The sequence below is a fragment of the Pseudomonas sp. ACM7 genome (genome assembly GCF_004136015.1).
GTDB classification, from domain to species: Bacteria; Pseudomonadota; Gammaproteobacteria; order Pseudomonadales; family Pseudomonadaceae; genus Aquipseudomonas; species Aquipseudomonas frigoris.
Map to the genome: position 1 here is coordinate 1511377 of NZ_CP024866.1, position 25758 is coordinate 1537134.

25 protein-coding genes are annotated in these 25758 nt (G+C 58.2%); 8 read left to right on the plus strand and 17 right to left on the minus strand.

Features of this window, described 5'->3' with window-relative positions:
• The first annotated feature begins 71 nt into the window (after positions 1 to 71).
• Together CUN63_RS07170 and CUN63_RS07175 are read left to right on the plus strand one after the other, a co-directional pair.
• Complete coding sequence (locus CUN63_RS07170) at positions 72 to 1994, plus strand: alkaline phosphatase D family protein (protein ID WP_129438241.1); 1923 nt, start codon at positions 72 to 74, stop codon at positions 1992 to 1994.
• Positions 1995 to 2008: 14 nt separating this feature from the next.
• On the plus strand, positions 2009 to 2512 hold the full coding sequence (locus CUN63_RS07175; RefSeq protein WP_129438243.1) for an adenylate kinase: 504 nt from the start codon (positions 2009 to 2011) through the stop codon (positions 2510 to 2512).
• Positions 2513 to 2630: 118 nt separating this feature from the next.
• Here the strand turns inward: CUN63_RS07175 and CUN63_RS07180 are convergent, their stop codons facing one another.
• The gene (locus CUN63_RS07180) at positions 2631 to 3806 is read right to left on the minus strand and encodes an aspartate aminotransferase family protein (protein ID WP_129438245.1); all 1176 of its coding nucleotides are present in this window, start codon (positions 3804 to 3806) and stop codon (positions 2631 to 2633) included.
• A 102-nt stretch (positions 3807 to 3908) separates the two neighbouring features.
• Between CUN63_RS07180 and CUN63_RS07185 the strand changes: the two genes are divergently transcribed.
• Positions 3909 to 4814 (plus strand): LysR family transcriptional regulator, encoded by a 906-nt coding sequence (locus tag CUN63_RS07185; protein ID WP_056743154.1) that lies wholly within the window; start codon positions 3909 to 3911, stop codon positions 4812 to 4814.
• Between the two features lie 75 nt (positions 4815 to 4889).
• On the plus strand, positions 4890 to 5903 hold the full coding sequence (locus CUN63_RS07190; protein WP_129438247.1) for a sensor domain-containing diguanylate cyclase: 1014 nt from the start codon (positions 4890 to 4892) through the stop codon (positions 5901 to 5903).
• A 19-nt stretch (positions 5904 to 5922) separates the two neighbouring features.
• On the opposite strand, the gene msrA is transcribed toward CUN63_RS07190, so the two are convergent.
• From msrA to msrB, 3 genes are read right to left on the minus strand one after another with little or no spacing between them, the layout of a single operon-like run.
• A complete protein-coding gene (msrA, locus tag CUN63_RS07195) occupies positions 5923 to 6630 on the minus strand; it encodes a peptide-methionine (S)-S-oxide reductase MsrA (protein ID WP_129438249.1) in 708 nt (235 codons plus the stop codon).
• Between the two features lie 31 nt (positions 6631 to 6661).
• A complete protein-coding gene (locus tag CUN63_RS07200; protein ID WP_129438251.1) occupies positions 6662 to 8425 on the minus strand; it encodes a cytochrome c biogenesis protein DipZ in 1764 nt (587 codons plus the stop codon).
• A 42-nt stretch (positions 8426 to 8467) separates the two neighbouring features.
• Complete coding sequence (msrB, locus tag CUN63_RS07205; protein WP_129438253.1) at positions 8468 to 8986, minus strand: peptide-methionine (R)-S-oxide reductase MsrB; 519 nt, start codon at positions 8984 to 8986, stop codon at positions 8468 to 8470.
• Between the two features lie 151 nt (positions 8987 to 9137).
• Between msrB and CUN63_RS07210 the strand changes: the two genes are divergently transcribed.
• The 3 genes from CUN63_RS07210 to CUN63_RS07220 all read left to right on the plus strand — a co-directional run bounded on the left by CUN63_RS07210 (position 9138) and on the right by CUN63_RS07220 (position 12237).
• The gene (locus tag CUN63_RS07210) at positions 9138 to 9854 is read left to right on the plus strand and encodes a response regulator transcription factor (RefSeq protein WP_123365373.1); all 717 of its coding nucleotides are present in this window, start codon (positions 9138 to 9140) and stop codon (positions 9852 to 9854) included.
• Positions 9851 to 11368, plus strand: a complete 1518-nt coding sequence (locus tag CUN63_RS07215; protein ID WP_129438255.1) for a HAMP domain-containing sensor histidine kinase — start codon at positions 9851 to 9853, stop codon at positions 11366 to 11368. The genes CUN63_RS07210 and CUN63_RS07215 overlap by 4 nt, the downstream gene beginning before the upstream one ends.
• Positions 11369 to 11532: 164 nt before the next feature.
• The gene (locus CUN63_RS07220; protein ID WP_129438257.1) at positions 11533 to 12237 is read left to right on the plus strand and encodes a hypothetical protein; all 705 of its coding nucleotides are present in this window, start codon (positions 11533 to 11535) and stop codon (positions 12235 to 12237) included.
• A 73-nt stretch (positions 12238 to 12310) separates the two neighbouring features.
• Here the strand turns inward: CUN63_RS07220 and CUN63_RS07225 are convergent, their stop codons facing one another.
• Together CUN63_RS07225 and CUN63_RS07230 are read right to left on the minus strand one after the other, a co-directional pair.
• Positions 12311 to 12805: a RidA family protein gene (locus tag CUN63_RS07225; protein ID WP_129445070.1), complete on the minus strand. Its 495-nt coding sequence runs from the start codon at positions 12803 to 12805 to the stop codon at positions 12311 to 12313.
• Between the two features lie 185 nt (positions 12806 to 12990).
• Positions 12991 to 13269 (minus strand): DUF3077 domain-containing protein, encoded by a 279-nt coding sequence (locus tag CUN63_RS07230; protein WP_129438259.1) that lies wholly within the window; start codon positions 13267 to 13269, stop codon positions 12991 to 12993.
• Positions 13270 to 13549: 280 nt separating this feature from the next.
• On the opposite strand from CUN63_RS07230, the gene CUN63_RS07235 reads away from it, so the two are divergent.
• Complete coding sequence (locus CUN63_RS07235; protein ID WP_129438261.1) at positions 13550 to 14959, plus strand: PLP-dependent aminotransferase family protein; 1410 nt, start codon at positions 13550 to 13552, stop codon at positions 14957 to 14959.
• A gap of 206 nt (positions 14960 to 15165) precedes the next feature.
• On the opposite strand, the gene cyoE is transcribed toward CUN63_RS07235, so the two are convergent.
• The 11 genes from cyoE to CUN63_RS07300 form a co-directional block, all read right to left on the minus strand.
• Positions 15166 to 16053, minus strand: a complete 888-nt coding sequence (cyoE, locus tag CUN63_RS07240; protein WP_095132943.1) for a heme o synthase — start codon at positions 16051 to 16053, stop codon at positions 15166 to 15168.
• A gap of 11 nt (positions 16054 to 16064) precedes the next feature.
• On the minus strand, positions 16065 to 16400 hold the full coding sequence (cyoD, locus tag CUN63_RS07245; RefSeq protein ID WP_033061037.1) for a cytochrome o ubiquinol oxidase subunit IV: 336 nt from the start codon (positions 16398 to 16400) through the stop codon (positions 16065 to 16067).
• Positions 16401 to 17027 (minus strand): cytochrome o ubiquinol oxidase subunit III, encoded by a 627-nt coding sequence (locus CUN63_RS07250; protein WP_008147627.1) that lies wholly within the window; start codon positions 17025 to 17027, stop codon positions 16401 to 16403. It abuts the gene before it with no gap.
• Between the two features lie 3 nt (positions 17028 to 17030).
• Entirely contained in the window at positions 17031 to 19061 is a 2031-nt protein-coding gene (gene cyoB / locus CUN63_RS07255) for a cytochrome o ubiquinol oxidase subunit I (RefSeq protein ID WP_129438263.1), read from the minus strand.
• Positions 19062 to 19064: 3 nt separating this feature from the next.
• Entirely contained in the window at positions 19065 to 20009 is a 945-nt protein-coding gene (cyoA, locus tag CUN63_RS07260; RefSeq protein ID WP_008147621.1) for a ubiquinol oxidase subunit II, read from the minus strand.
• A gap of 817 nt (positions 20010 to 20826) precedes the next feature.
• Positions 20827 to 21336, minus strand: coding sequence for a disulfide bond formation protein B (locus CUN63_RS07270; protein WP_129438267.1), 510 nt, complete (start codon positions 21334 to 21336; stop codon positions 20827 to 20829).
• 190 nt (positions 21337 to 21526) lie between these two features.
• Positions 21527 to 22303 carry an ABC transporter substrate-binding protein gene (locus tag CUN63_RS07275; protein WP_129438269.1) on the minus strand — a complete coding sequence of 259 codons (777 nt, stop codon included), beginning with the start codon at positions 22301 to 22303 and terminating at the stop codon, positions 21527 to 21529.
• Positions 22304 to 22622: 319 nt separating this feature from the next.
• Positions 22623 to 23075: a molybdopterin synthase catalytic subunit MoaE gene (gene moaE / locus CUN63_RS07280; RefSeq protein ID WP_129438272.1), complete on the minus strand. Its 453-nt coding sequence runs from the start codon at positions 23073 to 23075 to the stop codon at positions 22623 to 22625.
• 3 nt (positions 23076 to 23078) lie between these two features.
• The gene (locus tag CUN63_RS07285; protein WP_129438274.1) at positions 23079 to 23321 is read right to left on the minus strand and encodes a MoaD/ThiS family protein; all 243 of its coding nucleotides are present in this window, start codon (positions 23319 to 23321) and stop codon (positions 23079 to 23081) included.
• Positions 23318 to 23791 carry a cyclic pyranopterin monophosphate synthase MoaC gene (gene moaC, locus CUN63_RS07290; protein ID WP_129438276.1) on the minus strand — a complete coding sequence of 158 codons (474 nt, stop codon included), beginning with the start codon at positions 23789 to 23791 and terminating at the stop codon, positions 23318 to 23320. Before moaC ends, CUN63_RS07285 begins: the two co-directional genes overlap by 4 nt.
• Before the next feature lie 237 nt (positions 23792 to 24028).
• Positions 24029 to 25423 (minus strand): PhoH family protein, encoded by a 1395-nt coding sequence (locus CUN63_RS07300; protein ID WP_129438280.1) that lies wholly within the window; start codon positions 25421 to 25423, stop codon positions 24029 to 24031.
• Between the last annotated feature and the right edge of the window lie 335 nt (positions 25424 to 25758).

Genomic DNA, 25758 nt, shown 5'->3' on the forward strand with positions numbered 1-25758 from the left:
CCCACAACCATGCCTTTACGCCAGCTGCGCTATCATCGCCCGCTCCTCTGCGCCCGGTGTCTTGAACCTGCATGTCTATTTCTTCACCATTACCTGATGATCAACACTCACTGCCACCGGTCCTGGTCGGGCCGCTGTTGCGGCGTCTGGAACCCACGCGGCTGGTGATGTGGCTGGTGGGGTCGCGGGCATTGTCGCTGAGGTTGCGCCTGCAAGATCGCGACGCTATCCACCTCGACGCGAGTCAGTGCACGGTCATTGCGGTGGGCACCCAGGCCTTTGTTCATTTGATCGATGTGTCGCTGGACGCCGCCCTGCCCTGCGACACGTTAATCGAATACGACCTGCTGATTGACGACGCTGGCACAGGCATCGCCGATTGGGCCCCGCACTTGCTGTACGGCGACGCCCGTTGCCCCAACTTCGTCCTGCGTAAACGGGCCGATCATCTGTTGCACGGTTCCTGCCGCAAACCTCATCATCCGGCCCCGGACGGTTTGCTGTGCGTCGATCGTTTGCTGGAGGCGGAGCCGGATGCACACAAACGTCCGGCGCTGTTGATGATGAGTGGTGATCAGGTTTATGCCGACGATGTCGCGGGCCCAATGCTGCGAGCCATCCATGCCTTGATCAAGCGCTTGGGGCTGTTCGAAGAGCACCTCGAAGGCGCGGTGGTCAGTGACAGCGCCAAACTCTACGAGCACCCCGCCAGCTACTACCATCGTGCGGATTTGTTACCGGCGCTGGAAAGCAACGAAACCCTGCGCGAGCGATTTTTCGGTGGAGCGCGTAAGCCGATTTTCACCAGCAGCAGTGCCGACAACCATCTGGTGACGTTCGCCGAAGTCATGGCCATGTACCTGCTGGTCTGGTCGCCGACTCCCTGGACATTGATCGTCCCGCTACCACCGGCACTGACGCCTGAAAGACGCGAGCGTTATGCGCTTGAGCAGACGCGCATCGATGGCTTCAAGGCCGGTCTGGAAGGTGTCGCCCGAGCATTCGCTCACCTGCCGTGCCTGATGATTTTTGACGATCACGATATTACCGATGACTGGAATCTTTCCGCGCAATGGGAGGAAACGGCCTACGGCCATCCGTTCTCCAGACGCATCATCGGCAACGCGCTGATTGCTTATATGCTGTGCCAAGGCTGGGGCAACAACCCGGATGCGTTCGGCGCTGTGCTGAAGAAGGCCGACGGATTGAGCGCGACCGGGCATGACCGCTACCTCGACAGTGACATTCAGGACGAGTTGATTGACGAACTGCTGAGATTTCAGAACTGGCATTACGTGCTGCCCACCAGCCCGGCCATCGTGGTCCTCGACACCCGCACCCGACGCTGGCGCAGCGAGATGAACCTCAAGCAGCCCTCGGGTCTACTGGACTGGGAAGCCCTCAGCGAACTGCAACAGGAACTGCTCGATCACCCTTCGGCCATCATCGTTTCGCCGGCGCCGATCTTCGGCGTCAAACTGATCGAAACCGTGCAGCGCGTTTTCAGCTGGTGCGGTTATCCCCTGCTGGTGGACGCCGAAAACTGGATGGCCCATCGCGGCGCGGCCCAGGTGATCCTGAACATTTTCCGACACTCGCGTACACCCGGTAATTACGTGGTGCTATCAGGCGATGTGCATTATTCCTTCGTCTACGAAGTATTGATCCGACACCGCAAGGCCGGCCCGCGCATCTGGCAGATCACCAGCAGCGGCATCAAAAACGAATTCCCGCCCGCCCTGCTCGAGTGGTTCGACCGCCTCAACCGCTGGCTCTACTCGCCCCGCTCGCCACTGAACTGGCTGACCAAACGCCGACGCATGCGCATTGTTCCGCATGTCCCGGAACATGCTGAAGCGGGTGAACGGCTGTGGAATTCGGCGGGGATCGGGCAAGTGTTCTTTAATGAAAAAGGACAGCCGCAGGAGATCTATCAGCACAACTCGAACGGTTCGCCGAAGACGCGGATGGTTGCGCCTGCAAACGAAGACTGAAATGGCGAGTGACCATGAACCTCACCCGAACCCTGATCATCGGCAACTCTGGCTCAGGCAAAAGTTGGTTGGCTAAACGCTTGGCTGAACAACTTCACGCGCCGTGGACCGATCTCGACTTGATTCACTGGGAATCAGACGAAGCCAGCATCGCCCGTCCAAGCGCCGAAGCGCTGGGAATGGCACGGCTCGCGGCAGATGAAGAGCGCTGGGTGATCGAAGGCGTTTACGGCTGGATCATCAGCGAACTCTTGCCTCGGGCGACAACACTGATCTGGCTGTGTGTTGAAGATGAGGAATGTGTTGCCAATGTTCGTCAGCGAGAGGCGCTGCGGGACAAGAATGACGAGCTGTTGATTGCATTGCTCGACTGGGCCGGCAGCTATCGTACGCGCGAAGAGTCCAGTGGGTTTGCCGCGCATCAACGCCTATTCGAAGTGTTCAGCGGTTCAAAAATCAAACTCTGGGATCGAACCGAAATCACAACATTTGCGAACACCCTGCTACACGCCAACTAATCACACTATTTATCAAGGATGCGTATGTTTGCACGGAGCAAGTTAGTCCCCGAATTAATGGTCACGGACATCAAGAAAAGCCATTCCCACGCGGAGCGTGGGAACGATCAATGGTGTATCAGGCCACCTTCACCGCCCGGCAAACCCCTCTGACAATCATCTCCACTTCCCGCTCATCAATCGTCAACGGCGGCAGCAAGCGAATGGTTTTGCCCCGTGTCACGTTGATCAGCAAGCCGTGATCCCGTGCGGCGATGAGGGTCAGGTCGCGAATCGGTTGTTTGAGTTCGATGCCGATCATTAAGCCCTGGCCGCGGATCTCCAGGATGTTCGGGTCGTCCGCCAATTCAATGCGCAATCTGGCCAGCAAACGCTGGCCCTGAAGTTTGGCGTTTTCCAGCAGCCCTTGTTCTTCAATGATTTCCAGCACCGTGCAACCCACGCGGCAGGCCAGTGGATTGCCGCCGAAAGTGCTGCCGTGACTGCCGGGGGTGAAGAGGTCGGCGGCTTTGCCCCGAGCCAGGCAGGCGCCGATGGGAATACCGTTGCCCAGGCCCTTGGCCAGGGTCATGACGTCCGGAACGATGCCTTCGTGCTGAAAGGCAAACCACTGGCCGGTGCGGCCGATGCCAGTCTGGATTTCGTCGAGCATCAGCAGCCACGAGCGGCGAGTGCAGAGTTCGCGAATGGCTTTCAGGTAACCGGGCGGGGCCATTTGGACACCGCTTTCCCCCTGAATCGGCTCCATCAGAATCGCCACGATGCGCGGGCCGTGGGCTTGCTGCACCTTGTCCAACGCCTTGAGGTCGCCGAACGGCACTTTGACGAAGTCTCCCGGCAGCTCGCTGAACCCCAGGCGCACGGCCGGGCCGTCGCTGGCGGACAAGGTGCCGAGCGTCCGGCCGTGGAAAGCGTTTTCCATGACCACCACCAGCGGTTGTTCGATGCCTTTGTGCCAACCGTACAACCGTGCAAGTTTCAGCGCGGTCTCGTTGGCTTCGGCACCGGAGTTGTTGAAGAAGGCTCGCTCCATGCCCGCCAACCGGGTCAGTTTTTGCGCCAACCGCTGTTGCCAGTCGATGCTGTAAAGATTGGAGGTGTGCAGCAACAGGCCAGCCTGTTCACTGATGGCGGAGACGATTCTGGGGTGGGAGTGGCCCACATTGGTCACCGCCACGCCCGCCACCGCGTCCAGGTATTCACGACCGGCCTGATCCCACAGGCGTGTGCCCAGGCCCTTGCTGAAACTCAAGGCCAAGGGTTGGTAAGTGGTCATCAGGCAGGCGGCGGTCATGACATCAAGCTCCATCAACGGTCGGTGTTTTTGCAGTATGGTTAGCCACCTGAGCTAGATAAACGCTGAAACACTTCAATCATTTTAAAGCTGGGTTTGATAATGGATTTGTTCCAGGCAATGACCGTTTACGTCAAAGTGGTGGAAACCGGCAGCATGACCGCCGCCGCGTTGCAGTGCGAAATGTCCACCACCATGGTCGGCAATCACCTGCGGGCGTTGGAGCAACGCCTGGGTGTGCGCCTGCTCAACCGTACGACGCGACGCCAGCGGTTAACGGAATTCGGCACCGCTTATTACCAGCGTTGCCTCGAAGTGCTGGGGCTGGTCGCCGATTCCGAACGCTTGGCCGAGCAGGCTCTCGATGAACCGAGCGGCACCTTGCGCATCACCGCACCGCTGACGTTCGGCACCGAAAAACTGGCACCCGCCCTGAGTGAATTCGCCCTGCTGTGTCCACGCGTCAAATTGGATGTGGTCCTCACCAATCGCCGTCCGGACCTGCTCGAAAACGGTTTCGACGTGGCATTTCGCCTGGGCAATACCGAGGAGGCCCACCTGATCGCCCGTCCACTCCTCGACTACAGCCTGACCATGTGTGCATCACCGGAGTACCTGGCGCGCAAAGGCACACCGCAGAAACCTGATGATCTGCAACACCACGACTGTCTATCCTTTGCCTATCCAGCCGGGGATGACTGGCAGTCGGTGGAAAAACATTGGCGCCTGACCGGCCCCGAGGGAGAAGTGGCGGTCGCGGTCAATGGACCGATGTTGATCAACAGTTCGGCAGGACTGCATCAAGCGGCGCGAACCGGTATGGGCATCGTGGTGTTGCCTGATGCGTTGATGGAGCAAGATCTCAAGGACGGAAAACTGGTGGCATTGATGCAGAATTACCTGCCGCCGAGCCGACCGATGAACCTGATGTATGCCCAGGATCGCTACCGTTTGCCAAAACTGCGTAGTTTCGTCGACTTTGCCTTGCAGAGATGGGGCAAGCACTAGCCGACCGAATACCCCATGCACTAATCTCCTCGACAGGCGGGTCACTTAGATATCAGGGCGGCAGGGAGTGCGGAGATGAGTGAAGCGTCGAATATCGAGCCGTTGAAGTTCAATCTGTCGGATTTGAACGAAGACATGCTGCACACCATTCTGGAACTGGTCAGCGACGGCATCTGGGACTGGAATGCCAACACCGGGTTCGTCTATCGCAACCCCGGGTGGTACGAGATGCTCGGCTACCCGCCTCATTCCCTGGATAACAACGTGTTGACCTGGGAAAACGTGATCCATCCCGACGATTACCAGCAGGTCATGGCGCTGTTCGACGACTACCTGAATCAGTGCGCCCCCGGCTATCAGGCCGAGTATCGCTGCCGCATGCAGGATGGCAGCTATACCTGGATCGAAGACCGTGGCTACATACTGGCACGCAATGCCGACGGTTCGGTGGCGCGGATGGTCGGCGCGCACCGCAGCATCGACGACAAAAAGCGCCTGTTCGAAGCGCTTGAACAACGCAACCAATCCCTTGAAGCGATCGTTGAAGAACGCACCCGAGAGTTGTCTCGCGTCAATCAGCAACTGCAAATCCAACTCGAAGAAAACCGCAAACTGGCGGAAACCGACACACTGACCTCAATCGCCAATCGCTATCTTCTGGAAAAAGCCCTGCCCCAGGAATGCGAACGCGCCCAGCGCTTTCGACAACCGCTGTCGTTGATAGCCATGGACATCGACGACTTCAAGAACATCAACGATCACTATGGCCATGCGCTGGGTGATGCGGCGTTGGTGCAGGTAGTCGAGAGCGTGAAGCACTGCGTGCGTGAAGGCGATCTGCTCGCGCGTTGGGGCGGCGACGAGTTCATCCTGATCCTGCCCAATACACCATTCGTCGATGCCCGGGCCCTCGCTGAACGTATCCGCCATGGCCTCGCAAGCCTGCTACCCGTGGGGGACTTTCAAGTGACCATGAGTTTTGGCGTGGTTCAGCGCTTTGACGAAGAACAACAGACCGGACTGCTGGCCAGGGCTGATCAAGCGCTGTATCGGTCGAAGATCGCGGGCAAGAATGTGATTTCGGGGTAAGGGCTATGCCCTTCACTTCTCACATCCCCGCCTTCACCAACACCGGTTTCTCCTGATACCGATCCGCATACAGCTTTTTCAACTGCGCGACCTTCGGTAGATCGTTGATCACGATGTAGGGATAGGTCGGGTGCTCGGTCAGAAAGTCCTGATGTTCCTCCTCGGCCGGGTAAAAACCGTTGTAGGTCTCCAGCTTGGTGACAATGGGTTTGTTGAACGAATGGGCGGCGTCGAGCTGGGCGATGTAGGCCTGAGCGATACGCTGCTGTTCGCTGTTTTCCGGGAAAAGCGCCGAGCGATACTGAGTGCCGCGGTCAGGTCCCTGACGGTTGAGTTCGGTAGGATTGTGAGCCACCGAAAAGTAGATTTGCAGCAAGGTGCCGTAGCTGACCTGACGGGGGTCGAAGGTGACTTCGACGGATTCCGCATGACCGGTATCGCCATTGCTGACCCGTTCGTACTGAGCGGTGTTGACTGCACCGCCGGCGTAACCGGAGACCGCTTTCTTCACTCCTTTGACATGCTGGAACACACCTTGGACGCCCCAGAAGCAACCGCCGGCGAAGACCGCCTTTTCGCTGTCGGCCTGGGTGGTTTCGTCGAGGGTGGGTGGAGGAATAATGACCGCGTCTTCCGCCGCACCGAAAGAGAACGCCAGGCATTGGCCGATGACGCCGGCAGCGGCCAGGCCCAACAGGGTGCGGCGCCAGGTGAATAGGGTTTTCATGAGACTGATTCCTGAATGAATGGAATGACGATCAACCGAACGTAAACGCATACGCCGACACTTCGGGATCGAGAAACTCGATGCTGAAAATCCGATCCGTCACGCCACCGGATTGGCGCACCAACTGGTACAAGCGTTGTTCAGTCACGCTGCCGCTGCCGTCGGGCGCCACGTCGGTACCGGGGGCTTTTCCGTCAATCAACACTTTGAAACGCACCGGTTTACCGTGAGTGCCAGGCCCCAGCACCAGGTGCAGATCGCGGGCATGGAAGCGGTAGACGATGCGACTGGCCGGGCCGCTTGAAGTCGCCCGCTCCGAGCCGACATTCCATTGACCGTCCAGGCTCCAGTCGTTGAGTGCTAATTGCGATGGAGCGCTATAGGCCGACACCTTGTCCGGCACCAGGCTGGTTTCAGGCACGAAATGCTCGGCACGCTGGTAGCCGACATAGGTTTCCGGTGATTGCACTTCGTTCATGTCCGGGGCCAGTTGAACACCCTCGGCGCTGGCATTGATCAGACCGTCCGCGACCTTCACGGCACCTGCTTCGCGCAGCAGTTGCTGGATCACCCGCTCCGATTCGGCGTACTCGCCTTCGCCAAAGTGGTGATAACGAATGCGACCCTGAGCGTCGGCAAAATAGTGAGCCGGCCAGTATTCGTTGTTGAAAGCTCGCCAGATCTTGAAGTCATTATCGATGGCCACTGGGTAGTTGATGCCCAGGTCCTTCATCGCTTTGGTGACATTGCCTACGTCTCGTTCGAAAGCAAACTCGGGCGCATGGACGCCAATCACCACCAATCCCTGATCGCGGTACTTCTCGGCCCAAGCCTTCACATACGGCAGTGTGCGCAGACAGTTGATGCAGGAGTAAGTCCAGAAATCCACCAGCACGACTTTGCCCTTCAAGGCCTGCACTGTGAGCGGTGGCGAGTTGAGCCATTGCACCGCGCCGTCCAGCGATGGAAGGTTGCCTTCAATCGGCAGTGCGCCCGGCGCTTTGTCAGCCACTTTCATTGCACTTCCCGAGGCCGGAACCTGCGCCATCATCGCCCCGCTACCGTTCGGTGATTTTCCGGCCAGCCGTCCAACCAAAGCCTGCTCGATACCGCCGGTGGACGCCGTCGAAACCCGCGCCAGGATCCCGGTATCGAGCCCCAGGGCAATCGCCGCGACACCCGCCAGCATCGCGGCGCCAAGGCCTCGACGCAGCCACTCGCCAGCGCCGATGGAACGCTTCATCGCCGCGAAGACTTTACCGCCCAGCAGCAGCGCCACCGCGAGGGAAGTTGCGGTACCCGCGGCGTAGGCCAGCAACAACAAGGTGGTTGCGATGCTTGCCCCTTGCAGCGCGGCTCCGGTCAGCAACAGCCCCAGAATCGGCCCGGCACACGGAGCCCAGAGCAGGCCCGTGGCGACGCCGATCAGGAACGAAGCGCCGGGACGCGGCCGGGCATCGGCGCCCGCGGCTTCCGACAACCGGCTGCCCGCTGCCACCAGTGGCCGCGTCAGGCGCTCGGCCAGTCGCGGCAGCAACAGCGTCAGCCCGAACAGTGCAACGAACAGCAACGCGAGCCAGCGACCGTACTGATTGACTTGCACCACCCAACCGCCACCCACCGCCGCCAACGAGGCGACGAGCGCAAAGGTCAGCGCCATTCCCGCCAATAGCGGCAACCCGCTCTTCATGAACGGCTGCCCGGTGCGAGCGAAGACAAAGGGCAGTACCGGCAGGATGCACGGGCTGACAATCGTCAACACACCACCGAGATAAGCGAGGACTAGAAGCCACATAACGTCGACCTGCAAAAATGAGTGAAAGGGAGTACCCGCGGATCAAGCTGTCTTCGGCACAAAAGTCATCGCCAGGCCGTTCATGCAGTAACGCAGACCGGTGGGTTTGGGCCCATCGTCGAAGACATGGCCCAGATGACCGCCACAACGCCGGCAGTGGACTTCTTCGCGCAGCACCCCGAAGGAACGGTCCTGACGAGTGGCCACAGCCTTGTCCAGCGGTGCCCAGAAACTCGGCCAACCGGTGCGGCTGTCGAACTTGGTCGCGGAAGAAAACAACGGCAGGTCGCAACCGGCACAGGCAAACGTACCTTCACGGTGCTCGTTGTTCAGCGGGCTGCTGTAGGCCCGTTCGGTGCCCTCTTCGCGCAGGATTTCGTACTGCTCGGCGCTGAGCATGGCGCGCCATTCGTTGTCGCTGTGAGTCACCTCGAACACCTCTGCCGCGCTGGCATCACTGACCAGTGCAGAGCTCGCGGCAAATTTTGGCAATACACCGATGACCAGGGCTGCAGCGCCTAGCCCGCCGCTTGCTACGAGAAACTGTCGCCGTGAAATCATGGTCGTCTCCGAAAATTCCAGGTGCCTGTCATGGAACACAGCCTAGGCTTGGGTTGATCGCCAAATCCTCACGGAGAGTTAAATAATTCGTGATAACTCTGGCCCCGGAAAACCCGCACAATGCGCTCATTGCGCCGAAGGATTGAGCTTGATGGAACAGACCAAACGCGTCCTCGTGGTCGAGGACGACCTGCATATCGCCGACCTTATCTGCCTGCATCTACGCGATGAGCAGTTCGAGGTGGTGCACTGCGCCGATGGCGATGAAGGCATGCGACTGCTGCAGCAAGGAAGCTGGGACGCACTGATCCTCGACCTGATGCTGCCCGGCGTCGACGGCCTGGAAATCTGCCGCCGGGCCCGCGCCATGGCCCGCTACACACCGATCATCATTACCAGCGCGCGCTCCAGCGAAGTGCACCGGATTCTCGGGCTCGAACTCGGCGCCGACGATTACCTGGCCAAACCCTTCTCGATGCTCGAGCTGGTGGCCCGGGTCAAAGCGCTGTTGCGACGGGTCGACGCCATGGCCCGCAACCTGAAAATGGACGCCGGCAGTCTGATCACGGACGGCCTCTCCATCGACCCGATCACGCGCGATGTGTCCCTTGACGGTCGCCGCCTCGACCTCACGCCACGGGAGTTCGACCTGTTGTATTTCTTCGCCCGTCAGCCCGGCAAAGTGTTCTCGCGCATGGACCTACTCAACGCCGTCTGGGGTTACAGCCATGAAGGCTACGAGCACACCGTCAACACTCACATCAACCGCCTGCGGGCAAAGATCGAGGCCGATCCGGCGCAACCGGCGCGCATCCTCACCGTGTGGGGACGCGGCTACAAATTCGCGGCCAGGGAGGAGCAGCCGTGAGACTGACCCTGACTCAACGCCTGTCTCTGGTGTTCGCCGTGTTGCTGCTCGTGTGCTGCGGCACGTCGGCCTGGTTGCAGGTGCGGTCCAACCAGATGCATGAGCTGGAAGTGGTGCAAGGGTTGTCGCGGGATCTGGCCCGGCACATCGCCCATGACACCGTGCTGATGGACACCAAAGGCCTGATGCCCGACGCCGTGCGCGACCTGTTCAGTCAACTGATGCTGGTAAATCCCAGTGTCGAGGTCTATCTGCTCGACACCGAGGGCCGGATTGTCGGCAGTGCTGCGCCCGAGGGTCGGATACACCGGGAGCGGGTCGATCTGGCGCCGATCCAGCGCCTGCTCAAGGGCGATGCCCTGCCGATTCTCGGCGACGATCCGCGCAGCATTGATGGCCGCAAAGTGTTCAGCGCCGCGCCATTACAGGTCAACGGCAAATCGGTGGGCTATCTCTATGTGGTGCTGCTCAGCGAAGAGCACGACCGCTTCGCCGAACGCGGCGCCACCAGCGCCGCCCTGAATACCGCGCTGTTGTCCATCGGGCTGGTGGCGTTGCTGTGCCTGATTGCCGGTCTCACGGCATTCGCCCTCATCACCCGACCTTTGCGCCGTTTGACCGAAACTGTCAGCCGCTTCGACATTGATGGCACTCCGGTAACGCCGCCGGCATCCGTCCCGGTGGAACAAGCCGCCAGCCACGATGAAATTGCCATACTCGATGCCGCCTTCCGGCAGATGCAAGCTCGCCTCGGTGAGCAATGGCGTTCATTGACCCGCCAGGATCAGGAACGCCGCGAACTGGTGGCTAACATCTCCCACGACCTGCGCACGCCTCTGGCCTCGCTGCACGGTTACCTGGAAACCTTGTCGCTCAAGGACGCCACGTTGTCCCCCACCGATCGCCGCCGTTACCTGGGCATCGCACTGGATCAAAGCCGCAAGGTGGGTGGACTGGCGCAATCGCTACTGGAACTTGTGCGCCTGGAACATGGTTTCGTGCAACCGGTGCTGGAACGTTTTTCGCTGACCGATCTGGTGCAGGACATTTTCCAGAAATTCGAACTGACGGCCGAGGCGCGTCACGTCGAACTCAAGGCCACCTTTGCACCCAATGTTTCAGCGGCCTGCGCCGACCTTGGGTTGATCGAGCGGGTGCTCACCAACCTGTTCGACAACGCCCTGCGCCACACCCCGCAAGGGGGAGAAATCGAGCTCAGCCTGCGCCGTCAAGGACCTTTTATTGAAGTCACCGTCAGCGACACCGGCCCCGGCATCACTGCCGAACTGCGCGAAGGTCTGTTCCTGCGCCCGTTCAACATTGGCGGCGCACGGCGTGACGGTGGACTGGGGTTGCGGATCGTGCACCGGATCCTGCAATTGCACGGCCGCGAGATCCAGCTGATTGACGTTCCCGGCCGCGGCGCGACCTTCCGCTTTTCGTTGCCGGTGGACCAGCAAACGGCTGAGCAATTGGCGGTTCGGTCGATGAATCTGAATACGCTGGGGAAATAGTCGACTGCCTTGGCCACCCGGTTAAAAAAGCCGCTGTGCCAAAAATGATGACCCGCCGCCTGTTCATCCGTGACAACGCCGCCTCGGTCCAATAGATTAGGCGGCCTGAAAAGGCCCTGTGCTTTCTCGCCTCAACCCAAGTTAAAAGAAGTAGTGAAATTTCAATGTCCGATTCCAATACCGCTGAATCCGTAGTCACCTTGTCGTCCAAAGCGGAATACGAAAACTCCATCAATCTTTCACAGCACGTGCCCCAGGCCAAGACCATCAGCGAGATGGTCCTGGACGCTTTCCAGTCCACCCGGGAAAGCGACCAGATCCGCGAGCTGCGCGCCGCGATTCGCCAGGCTCACGACAGCTTCGACGACGATAAAGCCTACGATTTGATGGGCGAACTCAAGCAGCTCAAGGACGCCGAGGCTGCCGACATCGCAGCCCTGGAAGACTTGAGCAGCAAATTCCCGATCAGCCGGATTCTCTCCAGTTTCAAGGACGACCCGGCATTTCAGGAATTGGTCTATGGCCTCGCACTGAAAGTGCTGAACCAGACCCACCAGGCCATCAGCAACCCGAGTAGTGGCAAAAGCAAGGCTGCTCGCGCCAAGAAAGATGTCGAAGTGTTCACCATCAGCAAAGACGGGATCAGCGTGACGCTGCCGCTGCGCACCCCGCGTTCGCGACTGAACGTTGACCGTGAAGCGCTGGAGTTCCTGGGTTTCACCTTCGTCGGTGAAGGCGAAGAAGCGGAACTGGAAAGCGAGACGTTCCTGGACAATGCCGGGGCCGAACAAGCGGTTAACCGCAAGAACATCATCACCGCGCTTCAGCAGCAAACCGCGTTCGATGGCTACAGCATCGCCGCGCAGTAACACACGCCATCGATGACTGAAAAGCCCGCACTGAGATTCAGCGCGGGCCTTTCTATTGCCTGCTGGTTCATCGTTAGAGCGTTGATGGCCGTATCGCCACGATCATGTCAACTTCAATGGCTGCGTCTTTCGGCAGTTGATAAACGCCGATCGTGGTTCGTGTATGTTTACCGGCATCGCCCAGTACATGACTGAAAACGTCCGACGCACCGTTGGCCACTTCGCTCAAATCGACAAAATCCGCGGTGGACTTTATGTATACCGTGACGCGCAATAGCGACTTGATTTTGTCCAGCGAACCGATGGAATCAACAATCAATGCCAGACCGCGCAACGCACTGATGCTGGCAGCGCTCTGTGCATCTGCCAGCGTCAGATCCAGGCCTACCCTGCCCGGATACTGAATTTCACCATTCATCCGCGGCACCAGACCGCTGATATAAAGCTGATCGTGATGCCGCACCAACAGCGCGTAATGCCCGCCGGCCGTATTCTCACCGTAGATGTCGTAACCGAGCTCTTTTGCCAGCGCGATGAATCGTTCATCACAGGTCATGTGTTCAGTCATCTCTCCCCCTCGATCAAAAATTGGATCCATTTTTTTGACAGATTAGCCCAAAGATCTCGATTCGGGGGCCGGCCTATGAAAATCAGCTTGGATCAAATTGATGTCCCTTAGATTCGAAAACGATTGAACTGACGAGCGAACACCTGAATGCCCCGCCCTCGAAAGAAGTGCGGGGCTTTTTTTGTTCACGCGCGGTTGCTACCCGGTGCGTCGAGCACCTTTACCACGTCATCGATGATCGCTTTGCTCATATCCTGCAAAAAATGCGACGCCCAGGCATGGCGGTCTGCATCGCGAACCATGGCGGCGTCTGATGCAAGGTGTTTGGCGACGTGGAGCAGATCAGAGGCGTGGGAGAGGGCTTGAATCACCGGGACGCCGGCGTTTATGCGGAATAGTGGTTTGTTAGCGTGATAGGAAAAGGGGGTGAGGCCAATGGTTGTTAGGTCTTGGGGATTGGTCATTGGGCACCTCCTGTGATTGGACGGAGGTGGGTTATTACCTTTGGATCTGAGGTGCAAGTTTCGAACGTATCGATTGCGTACATTTTGGGAACTCCTTTTAGTAGCGATTTTGCGACCGGATTCACTAACCCGGTCACAGAGCGGAAAGCAACGGTTTGAAGGGCTTAAAGCACTAACATTCCGCAATACCTGTAAGCCGATGGTAGTGAGAAACGTCCGTCTTGATCAGAGCAAGTTTGTATAGAATCGAACGAACTTTATTGCCGGAGAGACCAGTAAAATTCAGATTCAACGCGCAGTCATCGCCACCATCGAGTTCCAGCCTGGCGTGCCGCTGGTCCAGCAGATCGTCGATCAGTTGTCGGTGGCGATCAGCCAGGGCGGGCTGTCTCACGAGACCAAACTACCGTCAATCCGCGAACTCTCCGAGTTGATGAACGTGGGCAAATCCACGGTGGTGGATGCTCTGGACCGCTTGCGGGCCAAGGGTTTGGTGGTTTCACGCCAGGGCTCGGGGCATTACGTGCACCGTTCCAGCACCCCGATCAAGACCGATGCCGGCCCGGACCTGCAACCTCAAGACACGCTCAGCGTGGTCCGCCGCGCGGTGCTGCTGGACAATGGCGCGCTGCGCCCTGGGGCCGGTTTCCTGCCGTCCTCGTGGCTGCCGGCTGAAGAGTTGCTTAAAGCCGTGCGTGGCACGTTGCGCGCAACCTCCCTTCGCATGGGCGAATACGGCGTCGCCGGCGGTTACCTGCCGCTGCGCGAGGCGTTGCGGGTCAAGCTGTCGGCCTTGGGCATCGAAGTGCCGGTGGACCAGATCATCACCACGGCCAACACCGTGCAGGCCATCGACATGCTGATGCGCTTGCTGGTCAAGCCCGGCGACACGGTGCTGCTCGACGATCCGTGTTACTTCACCATGCACACCAATCTGGCCTTGCATGGTGTCAGGGTCATCACCATCCCCCGCGGGAGTGACGGCATGGACCTTGAGGCCTTCGAGCGACTGCTGATTGCCCATCGTCCCGTGCTCTACATGACCAACAATACCTTGCACAACCCGACCGGGCATTCGTTCTCACCGGCGCAGGTTTATCGCTTGCTGGAGTTGAGCCACCGCTATGGTTTCCACATCATCGAAGACGATTTGTATTGCGACTTGCAGCAACGAAGCACGCAGCGTCTGGCAGCGGGCGGGCTGGACAATGTCAGTTACGTATCCGGTTTCTCCAAAACCCTGACGGCTAACAGCCGTGTCAGCTACGCGGTACTGTCACCGCAACTGGCTGCGCGGCTGGTTGCGCTCAAAATGGCCTGCGGTGGCATGACGTCGGAACTGGCGGAGCAGATTATCTGCACGATGCTCAGTGATGGCAGCTATGCCAAACATACCCGGCGCACGGTAGATCGGCTTTACGAGTCGAGCAGTCGGGTGACGAGTTGGCTGGAGGAGGCAGGTTGCTCGGTGTCTTCGCTGCCGGGGGAAGGGTTGTTTATCTGGACGCGTCTGCCCGAAGGGCTGCATGCCGAAACACTGGCAAGGAAAGGCCTGGAAATCGACCTTGTACTGGCGCCCGGCACCCTGCTCAGCAAAGCGCCGAGCGCTAGCCACTTCCTGCGTTTCAACGTGGCGCATAGCGATAACACCCAGGTGCGGGAACGGTTTTTTCGGTTGCTTGATAGCTGAGCATTCTTGATACACCGCGGTGAGGCCTTCGCGAGCAAGCCCGCTCCCACATTTGATCGGCGTTGCCAGCACTTTTGTGACCGGCGCCAAACTAATGTGGGAGCGGGCTTGCTCGCGAAAGCGGCGACACGGTCCACCAGACAATCCCCAACAAAAAGCCCCGCACTTCTCTCGAAGGCGGGGCTTTTCTTTTCGGCATCGAAACCTTAAGGCGCGTACGTCAGCAACAGCTCACTCGGCACTTTAAAGTCCAGCGACATCATCACGCTCAACGCGGTAATGGTGAAGATCGAGAACACGAACAGCTTGCGTGCCCAGACCGTGTCATCCACTGCCTTGTAACCGGTCCAGGCCATGTACAACCAGTACATGCCCATGGCCGCGGCGACGGCGAGGTAGCTCATGCCGGCGTAGCCGCTGAAGGTCAGCATCAAGGTCGCCACGAGGAACGCCAGGATGTAGAGCAGGATGTGCTTCTTCGCCACTTGAATCCCGCGCTTCACCGGCAACACCGGAATCGATGCGGCCAGGTAATCGTTGAAGCGGAAGATCGCGATGGCGTAGGAATGCGGCATCTGCCACAGGCTGAACATCACCAGCAACGTCAGTGCGGCCATGTCGAAGCTGTTCGTCACCGCGACGTAGCCAATCACCGGCGGCATGGCGCCCGACAGACTGCCCACCAGCGTGCCGTGAACCGACTTGCGCTTGAGGTACAGGCTGTAGAAGCCGACGTAGATGACAAAGCCAATCACCGCGAACAAAGCGGCCAATGGGTTGGCCACTTTGTACAACAGTGCAACGCCGAAAACACCCAGGACGGTCGCAAACGCCAGGGCCAGTTTCAGGGAGATCAAGCCCTGGACCAGCGCCCGGTTTTTGGTGCGTTCCATCTTCAGGTCGATGTCGCGGTCGATGCAGTTGTTGAACACGCAACCGGAAGCCACCACCAGCGACGTGCCGATCATGGCGGCCAGGAAAATGGCCAGATCGACATGCCCTTTCGAGGCCAGGAAAAATCCGCCCGCCACAGAAAGCACGTTACCGAAAATGATCCCCGGTTTGGTGATTTGGATAAAGTGCTTAAAGGACATCCGGACTTTCCTCAGTGCGCCATCATGTTGGTGTGGATGCTGTACATGATCCACAGCGACAGGCCTACCAACAGAACGATTACCAGTGCAGCGAAGACAAACGCGATCACGTTGTTACGCTGGGCAGCGGAGCGGTCCAGGTGGAGGAAGTACACCAGGTGCACGAGCACCTGGATCACTGCGAAGGCCAGTACGATCCACAGGGTCAGGGCTTTCGGCAGCGATGGGTACATCACCAGGCCGAAAGGAATGACCGTCAGGATCACCGACAGAATGAAACCGATAGCGTAAGACTTGACGCTGCCGTGGCTGGCGTCGTGGCTATCGTGGGAATGAGCGTTAGCCATTTACATAGTCCCCATCAGATAAACAACGGTGAATACGCAGATCCACACCACGTCCAGGAAGTGCCAGAACAGGCTCAGGCAGCTCAGACGGGTCTTGTTGGTCGCCGTCAGGCCGTTTTTCTGCACCTGATACATCATGATCGCCATCCAGATCAGACCGCTGGTCACGTGCAGACCGTGGGTGCCGACCAGGGTGAAGAACCCGGACAGGAAGCCGCTGCGGCTCGGGCCGAAGCCTTCGGAGATCAGCATGTGGAACTCGTTGATCTCCATGCCGATGAAGCCGGCACCGAACAGGAAGGTCATGCCCAGCCAGCCCAGGACCTGGTTCTTCTTGCCCTTGAACAACGCCAGCATGGCGAAGCCGTAGGTGATCGAACTGAACAGCAGCAGAGCGGTTTCGCCCAGTACGTACGGCAGTTCGAAGATGTCGTGGCCCGACGGGCCACCCGCTACGTTGTTAACCAGTACCGCGTACGCCGCGAAGATCGACGCAAACAAAATGCAGTCGGTCATCAGGTAGAGCCAGAAACCGAATACGGTCATCTCGCCCGAGTCGTGGTGATGGTCGTCGTGCCCATGGTCCGTGCCATGGGCGTGTCCAGCAGTGGTCACTAAGTTCGACATGGTTTAAGCCTGTTCCAACGAGGTTTCAACACGGGTGGCAGTGGCTGGAACTTTCCCGGCCGCTACCAGACGCTTGTGCTGCTCGGCTTCGATGCGCTCGATCACGTCGACCGGCACCATATAGCCCTGATCATCGCGGGCAGCGTGGATCACGAAGTAGCCCACGGTGCCAACCAGGCCAACGATGGCCAACCACCAGATGTGCCAGATCATCGCGAAACCGAACACGGTCAACAGAGCACCCATGACCACACCGGTCGCGGTGTTGTTTGGCATGTGGATCGGTTCGTAACGGGCCGGAGCCTTGTACGCGGTACCGTTTTCCTTGGCTTCGGTGAACGGATCGATGGTGTCCGCTTTTGGCAGCACGGCAAAGTTGTAGAACGGTGGTGGCGACGAGGTCGACCATTCCAGCGTGTGCGCATTCCACGGGTCACCGTGATCGCACATGTTTTCCGGCTTGTTGCGATCACGCACGCTGACGTACAGCTGAATCAGCTGGCAGGCGATACCGGCCGCGATCATCACCGCACCGAACATGGCGACGTACAGGTACGGCACCCACTCAGGGTTGGTGGTGGCGTTCAGACGACGGGTCATGCCCATGAAGCCCAGTGCATAGAGCGGCATGAACGCGACGAAGAAGCCCGAGATCCAGAACCAGAACGCTGCCTTGCCCCAACCTTCGTGCAGCTTGAAGCCGAACGCTTTCGGGAAGTAGAAGCCGAAGCCTGCGATGTAGCCGAATACCGCGCCGCCGATGATCACGTTGTGGAAGTGAGCGATCACGAACAGGCTGTTGTGCAGGACGAAGTCCGCACCCGGAATGGCCAGCAGTACGCCGGTCATGCCGCCGATGGCGAAGGTCACCATGAAGCCCAGGGTCCACAGAACCTGGCTGGTGAAACGCAGACGCCCTTGGTAAATGGTGAACAGCCAGTTGAATAGCTTCACCCCCGTCGGGATCGAAATCAGCATCGTCGCCAGACCGAAGAAGGCGTTGACGCTGGCACCCGAACCCATGGTGAAGAAGTGGTGCAGCCAGACCATGAAGCCCAGGATCGAGATCGCGCCCGATGCGTAGACCATCGAGTGGTGGCCGAACAGACGCTTGCCGGTGAAGGTCGAGATGACTTCGGAGAAGATCCCGAACGCCGGCAGAATCAGGATGTAAACCTCGGGGTGACCCCAGGCCCAGAACAGGTTGACGTACATCATCGGATTGCCACCAAGTTCATTGGTGAAAATGTGGAAATCCATGTAACGGTCAAGCGTCAGCAGTGCCAGGGTAGCGGTCAGGATCGGGAACGAGGCCACGATCAGGACGTTGGCCCAGGTGCAGGTCCAGGTGAAGATCGGCATGTCCATCAGCTTCATGCCCGGGGTACGCATTTTCAGCACGGTGGCCAGGAAGTTGACCCCCGTCAGCGTCGTACCCAACCCGGATAGCTGTAGTGCCCAGATGTAGTAATCCATCCCCACGCCCGGGCTGTATTGCAGGCCCGACAGCGGTGGATAGGCAACCCAACCGGTCTTGGCGAATTCGCCGACGCCCAGGGACAAGTTGATCAGCACCACGCCAGACACCAGCAGCCAGAAGCTCAGGGAGTTCAGGAACGGGAAGGCAACGTCACGCGCGCCGATCTGCAGCGGCACTGCAAGGTTCATCAGGCCGGTGAAGAATGGCATCGCCATGAAGATGATCATGATCACACCGTGAGCGGTGAAGATCTGGTCATAGTGTTCAGGCGGCAGGTAGCCAGGCGAACCCTCGGTGGCCATGGCCAACTGGGTACGCATCATCATGGCGTCGGCAAAACCGCGCAGCAGCATGACCATGGCAACGATGATGTACATCACGCCGATTTTCTTGTGGTCGACCGAGGTCAGCCACTCGGACCACAGATAGGTCCACTTCTTGAAATAGGTGATTGCAGCGAACAGCGCCAGACCACCGAGCGCGATCATGGCGATGGTTATCATCACGATCGGTTCGTGGAACGGGACCGCTTCCCAACTTAATTTACCAAACATCGTTTACTCCTCTGCCCCGGCAGCTGAATGCGAACTCATGTCCATCCCTTCCATGGCGGCCATTTCGTGCTCTTTCTTCTCGTGGTGCATCGGCTTGCCCGGATTCATGCCTTCGTACTTGTCGACGATGATCTGGAACAGGTTCGGCGTGACCGAGGAGTAGAGCTCGACTGGGTTGTTCTGGCTTGGCTTGGAAAGGGCTTCGTATTCAGCTTTTTCAAGCTGTTTAGGTGCCTTTTTGACTTCGCTGACCCAGGCGTCGAAATCTTCCTGAGAGGTGGCGATAGCTTTGAATTTCATGCCGGTGAAACCAGCGCCGCTGTAGTTGGCGGAGATACCGTCCATTTCAGCGTTCTGGTTGGCGATCAGGTGCAGTTTGGTCTGCATGCCGGCCATCGCGTAGATCTGGCCGCCCAGGGCCGGGATGAAGAACGAGTTCATCACGGAGTCCGAAGTCACCTTGAAGTTGATCGGTGTGTGCGCCGGGAACACGATCTTGTTGACGGTAGCGATGCCTTGTTCCGGGTAGATGAACATCCACTTCCAGTCCAGGGCGACTACTTCAATGGTGATCGGCTTGACGTCGGATTCCAGCGGCTTGTAAGGATCCAGCGCGTGGGTCGACTTGTAGGTGACATAACCCAGGGCAATGATGATCAGCACTGGAACAGCCCACACCGCGATTTCGATCTTGGTGGAGTGCGACCATTTCGGCGTGTAGACAGCGTCGGTGTTGGACGCGCGGTATTTCCAGGCGAACAGGAAGGTCATGACGATGACCGGAACCACGACCAACAGCATCAGCAGCGTTGCGGTGATGATCAGGTTTCGCTCGTCCAGGCCGACCTGGCCCTTGGGATCGAGCAAGGTCATGTTGCAGCCTGACAGCAACAACGTGCCGATCAGCGGCAATAAGCCTAGTAGTCTGGGGTACCTGTTTTTACTCATCTCACGACCTCTAAAGCAGCTTGCGCAATGCAGTTGGGTTTTGATCGCCAACACTTCACCCTGCCAAGGGTTGGCATTTTTCTTGGATTGAATAAGTGGCTGCCCGTCGCGCGTCAGACGCTGTTCGACAAATCCTGGGCTAGCGTTGCGTTCTTATTCGAATTCGTGGTCAAAGGCCTTGTTACAGACCAATTCCATTTGGTGCGGATAATTGGAAGGCACCGACACCTGGGAGTCGCATGAAGCCATTCGGCCTCTCGACGCCCTATTCCTGCTCAGGGATGAGCAGTGCCGGGATTTCAGTGCGGGCGATTGTAGATATGTAACGTTTTATAAACCATGTCTCATCCCGAAATAATTTTTATCCATTCCAGCAACAATCATTAACGGTATTTGCAAAAGTGCGCCATGGTATCGAAATTAATTCTCAACAAAAACACCAAAAATTGTAGGTCTACCTCAGGTAGTTCAGACAGTATCGAAGGCGCTGCGCCCTCCTTCGACCCTGCCAAAGCCCCCATGTGACAAGGGCTTCGGCAATTCGCCAGGGCCTGTTAAAACTGCCTGTTCCGGATTGTTGGGGCTGAAGTCGCCAGACGCTAAAGAAGGGCAATTTTGTTGCGTAGCCGTGTACCAATTCGGCGCCTTGAAATGCCTTGCGACACTCCCGCTGTGACAACATGTCGCACACGTGCCGCACCCATACTTGTCACGCATCAAGGTCATTTTACCTGCGCCCTGAAATGCAAAACGCCCCGGCCCCCTCAACGAGGGCCGGGGCGTTTTTTTGTATGACGTAGCGATACGGCGGATGACTTCAGCGCAGCGCTTTGCGGTTACGTGAAGTGAGCAGCGGCACCAGCACCACGACCAGCACAAAGGCTAGCAGCGCCCACTGTGCAAGCGACAGACCGAGGATCGGCGGGTACGGCGTGGAGCAGAAGCCGTCGACCTGGAAGCCCAGCGGGAAGATCTTCGCCAGTGGCAAACCGTCGACAATCGGCTGCAGCACATCGATGCCGCAGCTGACCGCCGGATAGAACTGGGTATAGACGTGATGCCCGGCCACCCCGACGCCTGCCAGGGCGCAGATCACCACCAGGGTTTCAAATACCGTGATGCTGCGGCGGGTGCGCATGGCCGCGCCGATGAACGCGAAGAGCGCGATCAGCAGCAACGCATAACGTTGCAGTATGCACAGCGGGCATGGCGCCTCGCCCAGAACAATTTGCATGTACAGCGCGCCACCGATCAGCGCCAGGCAGATGATGCCCAGCAACACCAGATAGCGCCGTTCACGGCCCAATCGCATCGTTTCCTCGCTCATTGCGTTTCCCTTCTAAATATCGATTGCCCAGAAGTCTACACGCTGGCCCTGACCTTTGAGAGTCCGGCGCGCACAGCGGGGTATCGGGGAATAGACGACAAGCCGGTTAAGAAGGGATTAACTTTCAAGCGTTTCTCAGGAATCGGAACCGCGCAGAGGCTTTCACGAGAAAGCCCCTGCAAGCGATTGATCAGTCGCCGTAAATATCGGATTTGAAGTACTTCTCTGAAATCTTCTGGTATTCGCCACTGGAGCGAATGCCATCGATGGCCGTGTTCAGCTCGGAGACCAACTCAGTGTTGCCCTTGCGCACCGCAATCCCGGCGCCCTCGCCCACGTATTTCGGATCCTTGAGCTCCGGTCCGACAAAGGCATAACCCTTGCCACGAGGCATCGTCAGGAAGTCATTCAGCGGGATGGTGTCAGCAAAAATGGCATCGAGGCGACCGGCAGCCAGATCCATGTAGATCTCTTCGTTGTTGCCGTAACGCTTGACGTTGATACCCTTCGGTTCGAAAACCTCAGAGGCGTAACGGTCAGTGGTGGTTGCGCGTTGCACGCCAACCGTCTTGCCCTTGAGGCTGGCGTACTGGTCATCCACGACCGCTCCGTCCTTCATCACCAGACGCGATGAGGTGAAGTAGTACTTGTGGGTGAAATCCACCGACTTCTTGCGGTCTTCGTTGATGGTCATGGACGACAGCGCCATGTCGATTTTCTTCACTTTAAGCGAAGGAATCAGACCGTCGAACTCACCTTCGACCCAGACGCACTTGACCTTCATCTGCGCGCACAGGGCATTGCCGATGTCGTAGTCGAAACCGACAATCTCGCCTTTATCGGTTTTGGACGCGAACGGCGGATAAGCCGCTTCGATGCCGATGCGCAGGGTTTTATCGGCGGCGAACAGGCTGCTGCACGCCAACAGGCTCAGAGCCAGACCGGTGATGAGGGGGAATTTCTTCATGTTCGTTCTCTCGCGGGTTGTTGTTGGTTTGGCAAGACAGAAGAAAGAGCAGAAACGGGGAAGCGCTTTTTTGTACTTATAATTCCATACTGGACTTTTATGTATTAGACGTCAATCGGGGCCCTTAAAGATGTGGCCGCCGATGGTCGGGAGGTGAATCAGTGGGAAATTGGGTGATGCGGATGGCCTCTTCGCGAGCAAGCCCGCTCCCACATTGGTTCTGAGTCGAACACAAAACTAGTGTTTGATGGAGATCTAATGTGGGAGCGGGCTTGCTCGCGAAGGCGGACTGACAGTCAATGAAGAACTAACTGGCTGTCTACTGCTTCCAGCGATCCGCCGCCGCATGATCACTGTCACGCCCTTCAACCCAACGCGACCCGTCACGGGTGTTTTCTTTCTTCCAGAACGGTGCGCGGGTTTTCAGGTAGTCCATGACAAAGGCGCAGGCATCGAACGCGGCCTGGCGATGGGCGCTGGCGGCGCCGACGAAGACGATCGGTTCACCCGGTTCCAGGGTACCGATGCGATGCAGCACTTCAAGTTTGAGCAGCGGCCAGCGTTGCTCGGCCTCTGTGGCGATCTTGGCGAGGGCTTTTTCGGTCATGCCCGGGTAGTGCTCAAGGAACATCCCGGCGACGTCGAGTCCGTCATTGAAGTCGCGAACATAGCCGACAAAACTCACCACCGCACCAACGCCCACATTGGCGGCATGCATGGCGTTGACTTCAGCACCCGGATCGAACGCCGTGGATTGCACGCGAATCGCCATGGCTCAGCCTCCGGTCACGGTCGGGAAAAATGCCACTTCATCGCCATCGCTCACCGGCTCATAGAGCTGGCACAGGTCTTCGTTGCGGGCGCACATCAAGTTTTGCTCGCTCAACACTTCGGCACCGTCACGCTGGGCCAGGAGCGCGCGCACATCGTCGACTGTGGCGAAGTCACCTTCAACCTTCATCGAGTCCACGCCTATCGCTTCACGGTAACGGGCAAAAAACTTCACGGTGAGGTTCATGGCTGGTCCGCCTGGAAATGGCCGCTCTTGCCGCCGAGTTTCTCCAGCAGGCGCACGCTTTCAATAGTCATGCCGCGATCCACGGCTTTGCACATGTCGTAGATAGTCAGCGCCGCGACGCTGGCGGCGGTCAGGGCTTCCATTTCTACGCCGGTCTGCCCGGACAATTTGCAGCGCGCGACGATGCGCACGGTGTCGTCACCTTCGGCATTGAGTTCGACCTTGACGCCGGTGAGCAGCAGCGGATGGCACAGAGGGATCAGATCGCTGGTTTTCTTCGCGGCCTGAATGCCGGCGATACGCGCCACGGCGAACACATCACCCTTGGGGTGACCGCCGCTGACGATCATCTGCAGGGTTTCGGGCAGCATGCGCACCAGCGCTTGGGCCGTTGCTTCACGGAACGTCACGGCTTTTTCAGTGACGTCGACCATATTGGCGCGACCTTGGGAATCGAGATGAGTCAGCACAGGGATACTCCTGATCAGGAGCACCGATTGTAAACCTGTGGGTCAAAATTCCGCACGTTTGATTGCATGATTGCCACGATCCAATGTGGGAGCGGGCTTGCTCGCGAATGCGGTGTGTCAGTCGACATAGATACTGACTGTCACACCGCATTCGCGAGCAAGCCCGCTCCCACATTTAATTTGTGTCGGGCATAAAAAACCGGGCGACCTTGGAGGCCGCCCGGTTTTGGTGAGGGTTTACAAATGCGATTCGGCGTATTCGGCCAGAATCGAACGTGGCACCCCTTGCAGGGTGATGTGCACACCGTTGGGGAAATCCTTGAAGCGTTCTGTCAGGTACGTCAGCCCGGAACTGGTCGCGGACAGGTAAGGGGTGTCGATCTGCGCCAGGTTACCCAGGCACACTACTTTGGAACCGGCGCCGGCACGGGTGATGATGGTTTTCATCTGGTGCGGCGTGAGGTTCTGGCATTCATCGATCAGGATCAGACTCTGCTGGAAGCTGCGGCCTCGAATGTAGTTGAGGGATTTGAACTGCAACGGCACTTTGCTGAGGATGTAATCGACACTGCCATGGGTGTTTTCGTCATCCATGTGCAAGGCTTCGAGGTTGTCGGTGATGGCGCCCAGCCAAGGCTCCATTTTTTCCGCTTCAGTGCCGGGCAGGAAACCGATCTCCTGGTCCAGACCCTGCACGCTACGGGTCGCGATGATCCGGCGATAGCGTTTGCTGACCATGGTCTGCTCGATCGCCGCCGCCAGTGCGAGGATGGTTTTACCGGAACCTGCTGCCCCGGTCAGGTTGACCAGGTGGATATCCGGGTCGAGCAAGGCGTACAGCGCCAGGCTTTGATAGATGTCACGCGGTTTCAGGCCCCAGGCTTCCTGGTGCAACAGGGGTTCCTGATGCAGGTCGAGAATCAGCAGCTTGTCTTCCTCGATCTCCTTGATCCAGCCGACAAAACCCTGTTCGTCGATGATGAACTCGTTGATGTGCACCGCCGGCAGGTTGTCGATCAACTGCACTTGGTGCCAGGTGCGGCCATGATCCTGACGGGTGTCGACATTCCTCACACGGTCCCAGAAGGAGCCGGTCATGTTGTGATAACCGTTGGGCAGCAGCGACACGTCGTCGACCAGTTGGTCGGTGCTGTAGTCCTCGGCCGCGATCCCGCAAGCCCGGGCCTTGAGGCGCATGTTGATGTCTTTGGTGACCAGCACCACAGGCAGCTTTGGTTCGCGCGCGTGCAGGTCGATCAACTGGTTGATGATGATGTTGTCGTTCAGGTGCTCGGGCAGAATGATGTTCGGTTCGGCACGTTTGCTCATCAAAATTGACAGCAAACCCTTGGGCCCACTCTTGCCGCGCTGGATCGGCACACCGAGTTCGACATCTTCGGGGCTGGCATCGCCCAAGGTCTTGTCGATCAGGCGAATCGCCTGACGGCATTCTGCAGCCACGCTGTGATGCCCGCTCTTGAGCTTGTCGAGCTCCTCAAGCACGGTCATCGGGATGGCGACGTGGTGTTCTTCGAAGTTAAGCAGGGCGTTTGGATCGTGAATCAATACGTTGGTATCGAGTACATAAAGGATTGGCTGGTTGGAGGAAGAACTACGTCCGTGATCATCCATACTCGGTCACCTTTGTGGGAGCCAGTCGACGCAATACCGTGACAGTGCTGCGCCTCGAAGTGGCCACCGAATTCACCTGCGAGGATTCAAGTGAACTGCATCCATAGCTGGGTCTTGGAAGACGCCACCTGTGTTGCAGGTTTCGGCGGTCTGTCTTCGTAATACTCCAAAACCTGTGACAGAAAAAAGTACTTTGACGTTTTTTTGAAGTTTATTTTTCAGAGTGACCAATAGCACTAGGCGGATTGCCATCACCCCGTTAAAGTCGGAAGTCCGCCTGCACCGAATTCTCGCCCAAAATCATCCCTCCCCCAATGTTTACGGCCTTTCGCCGT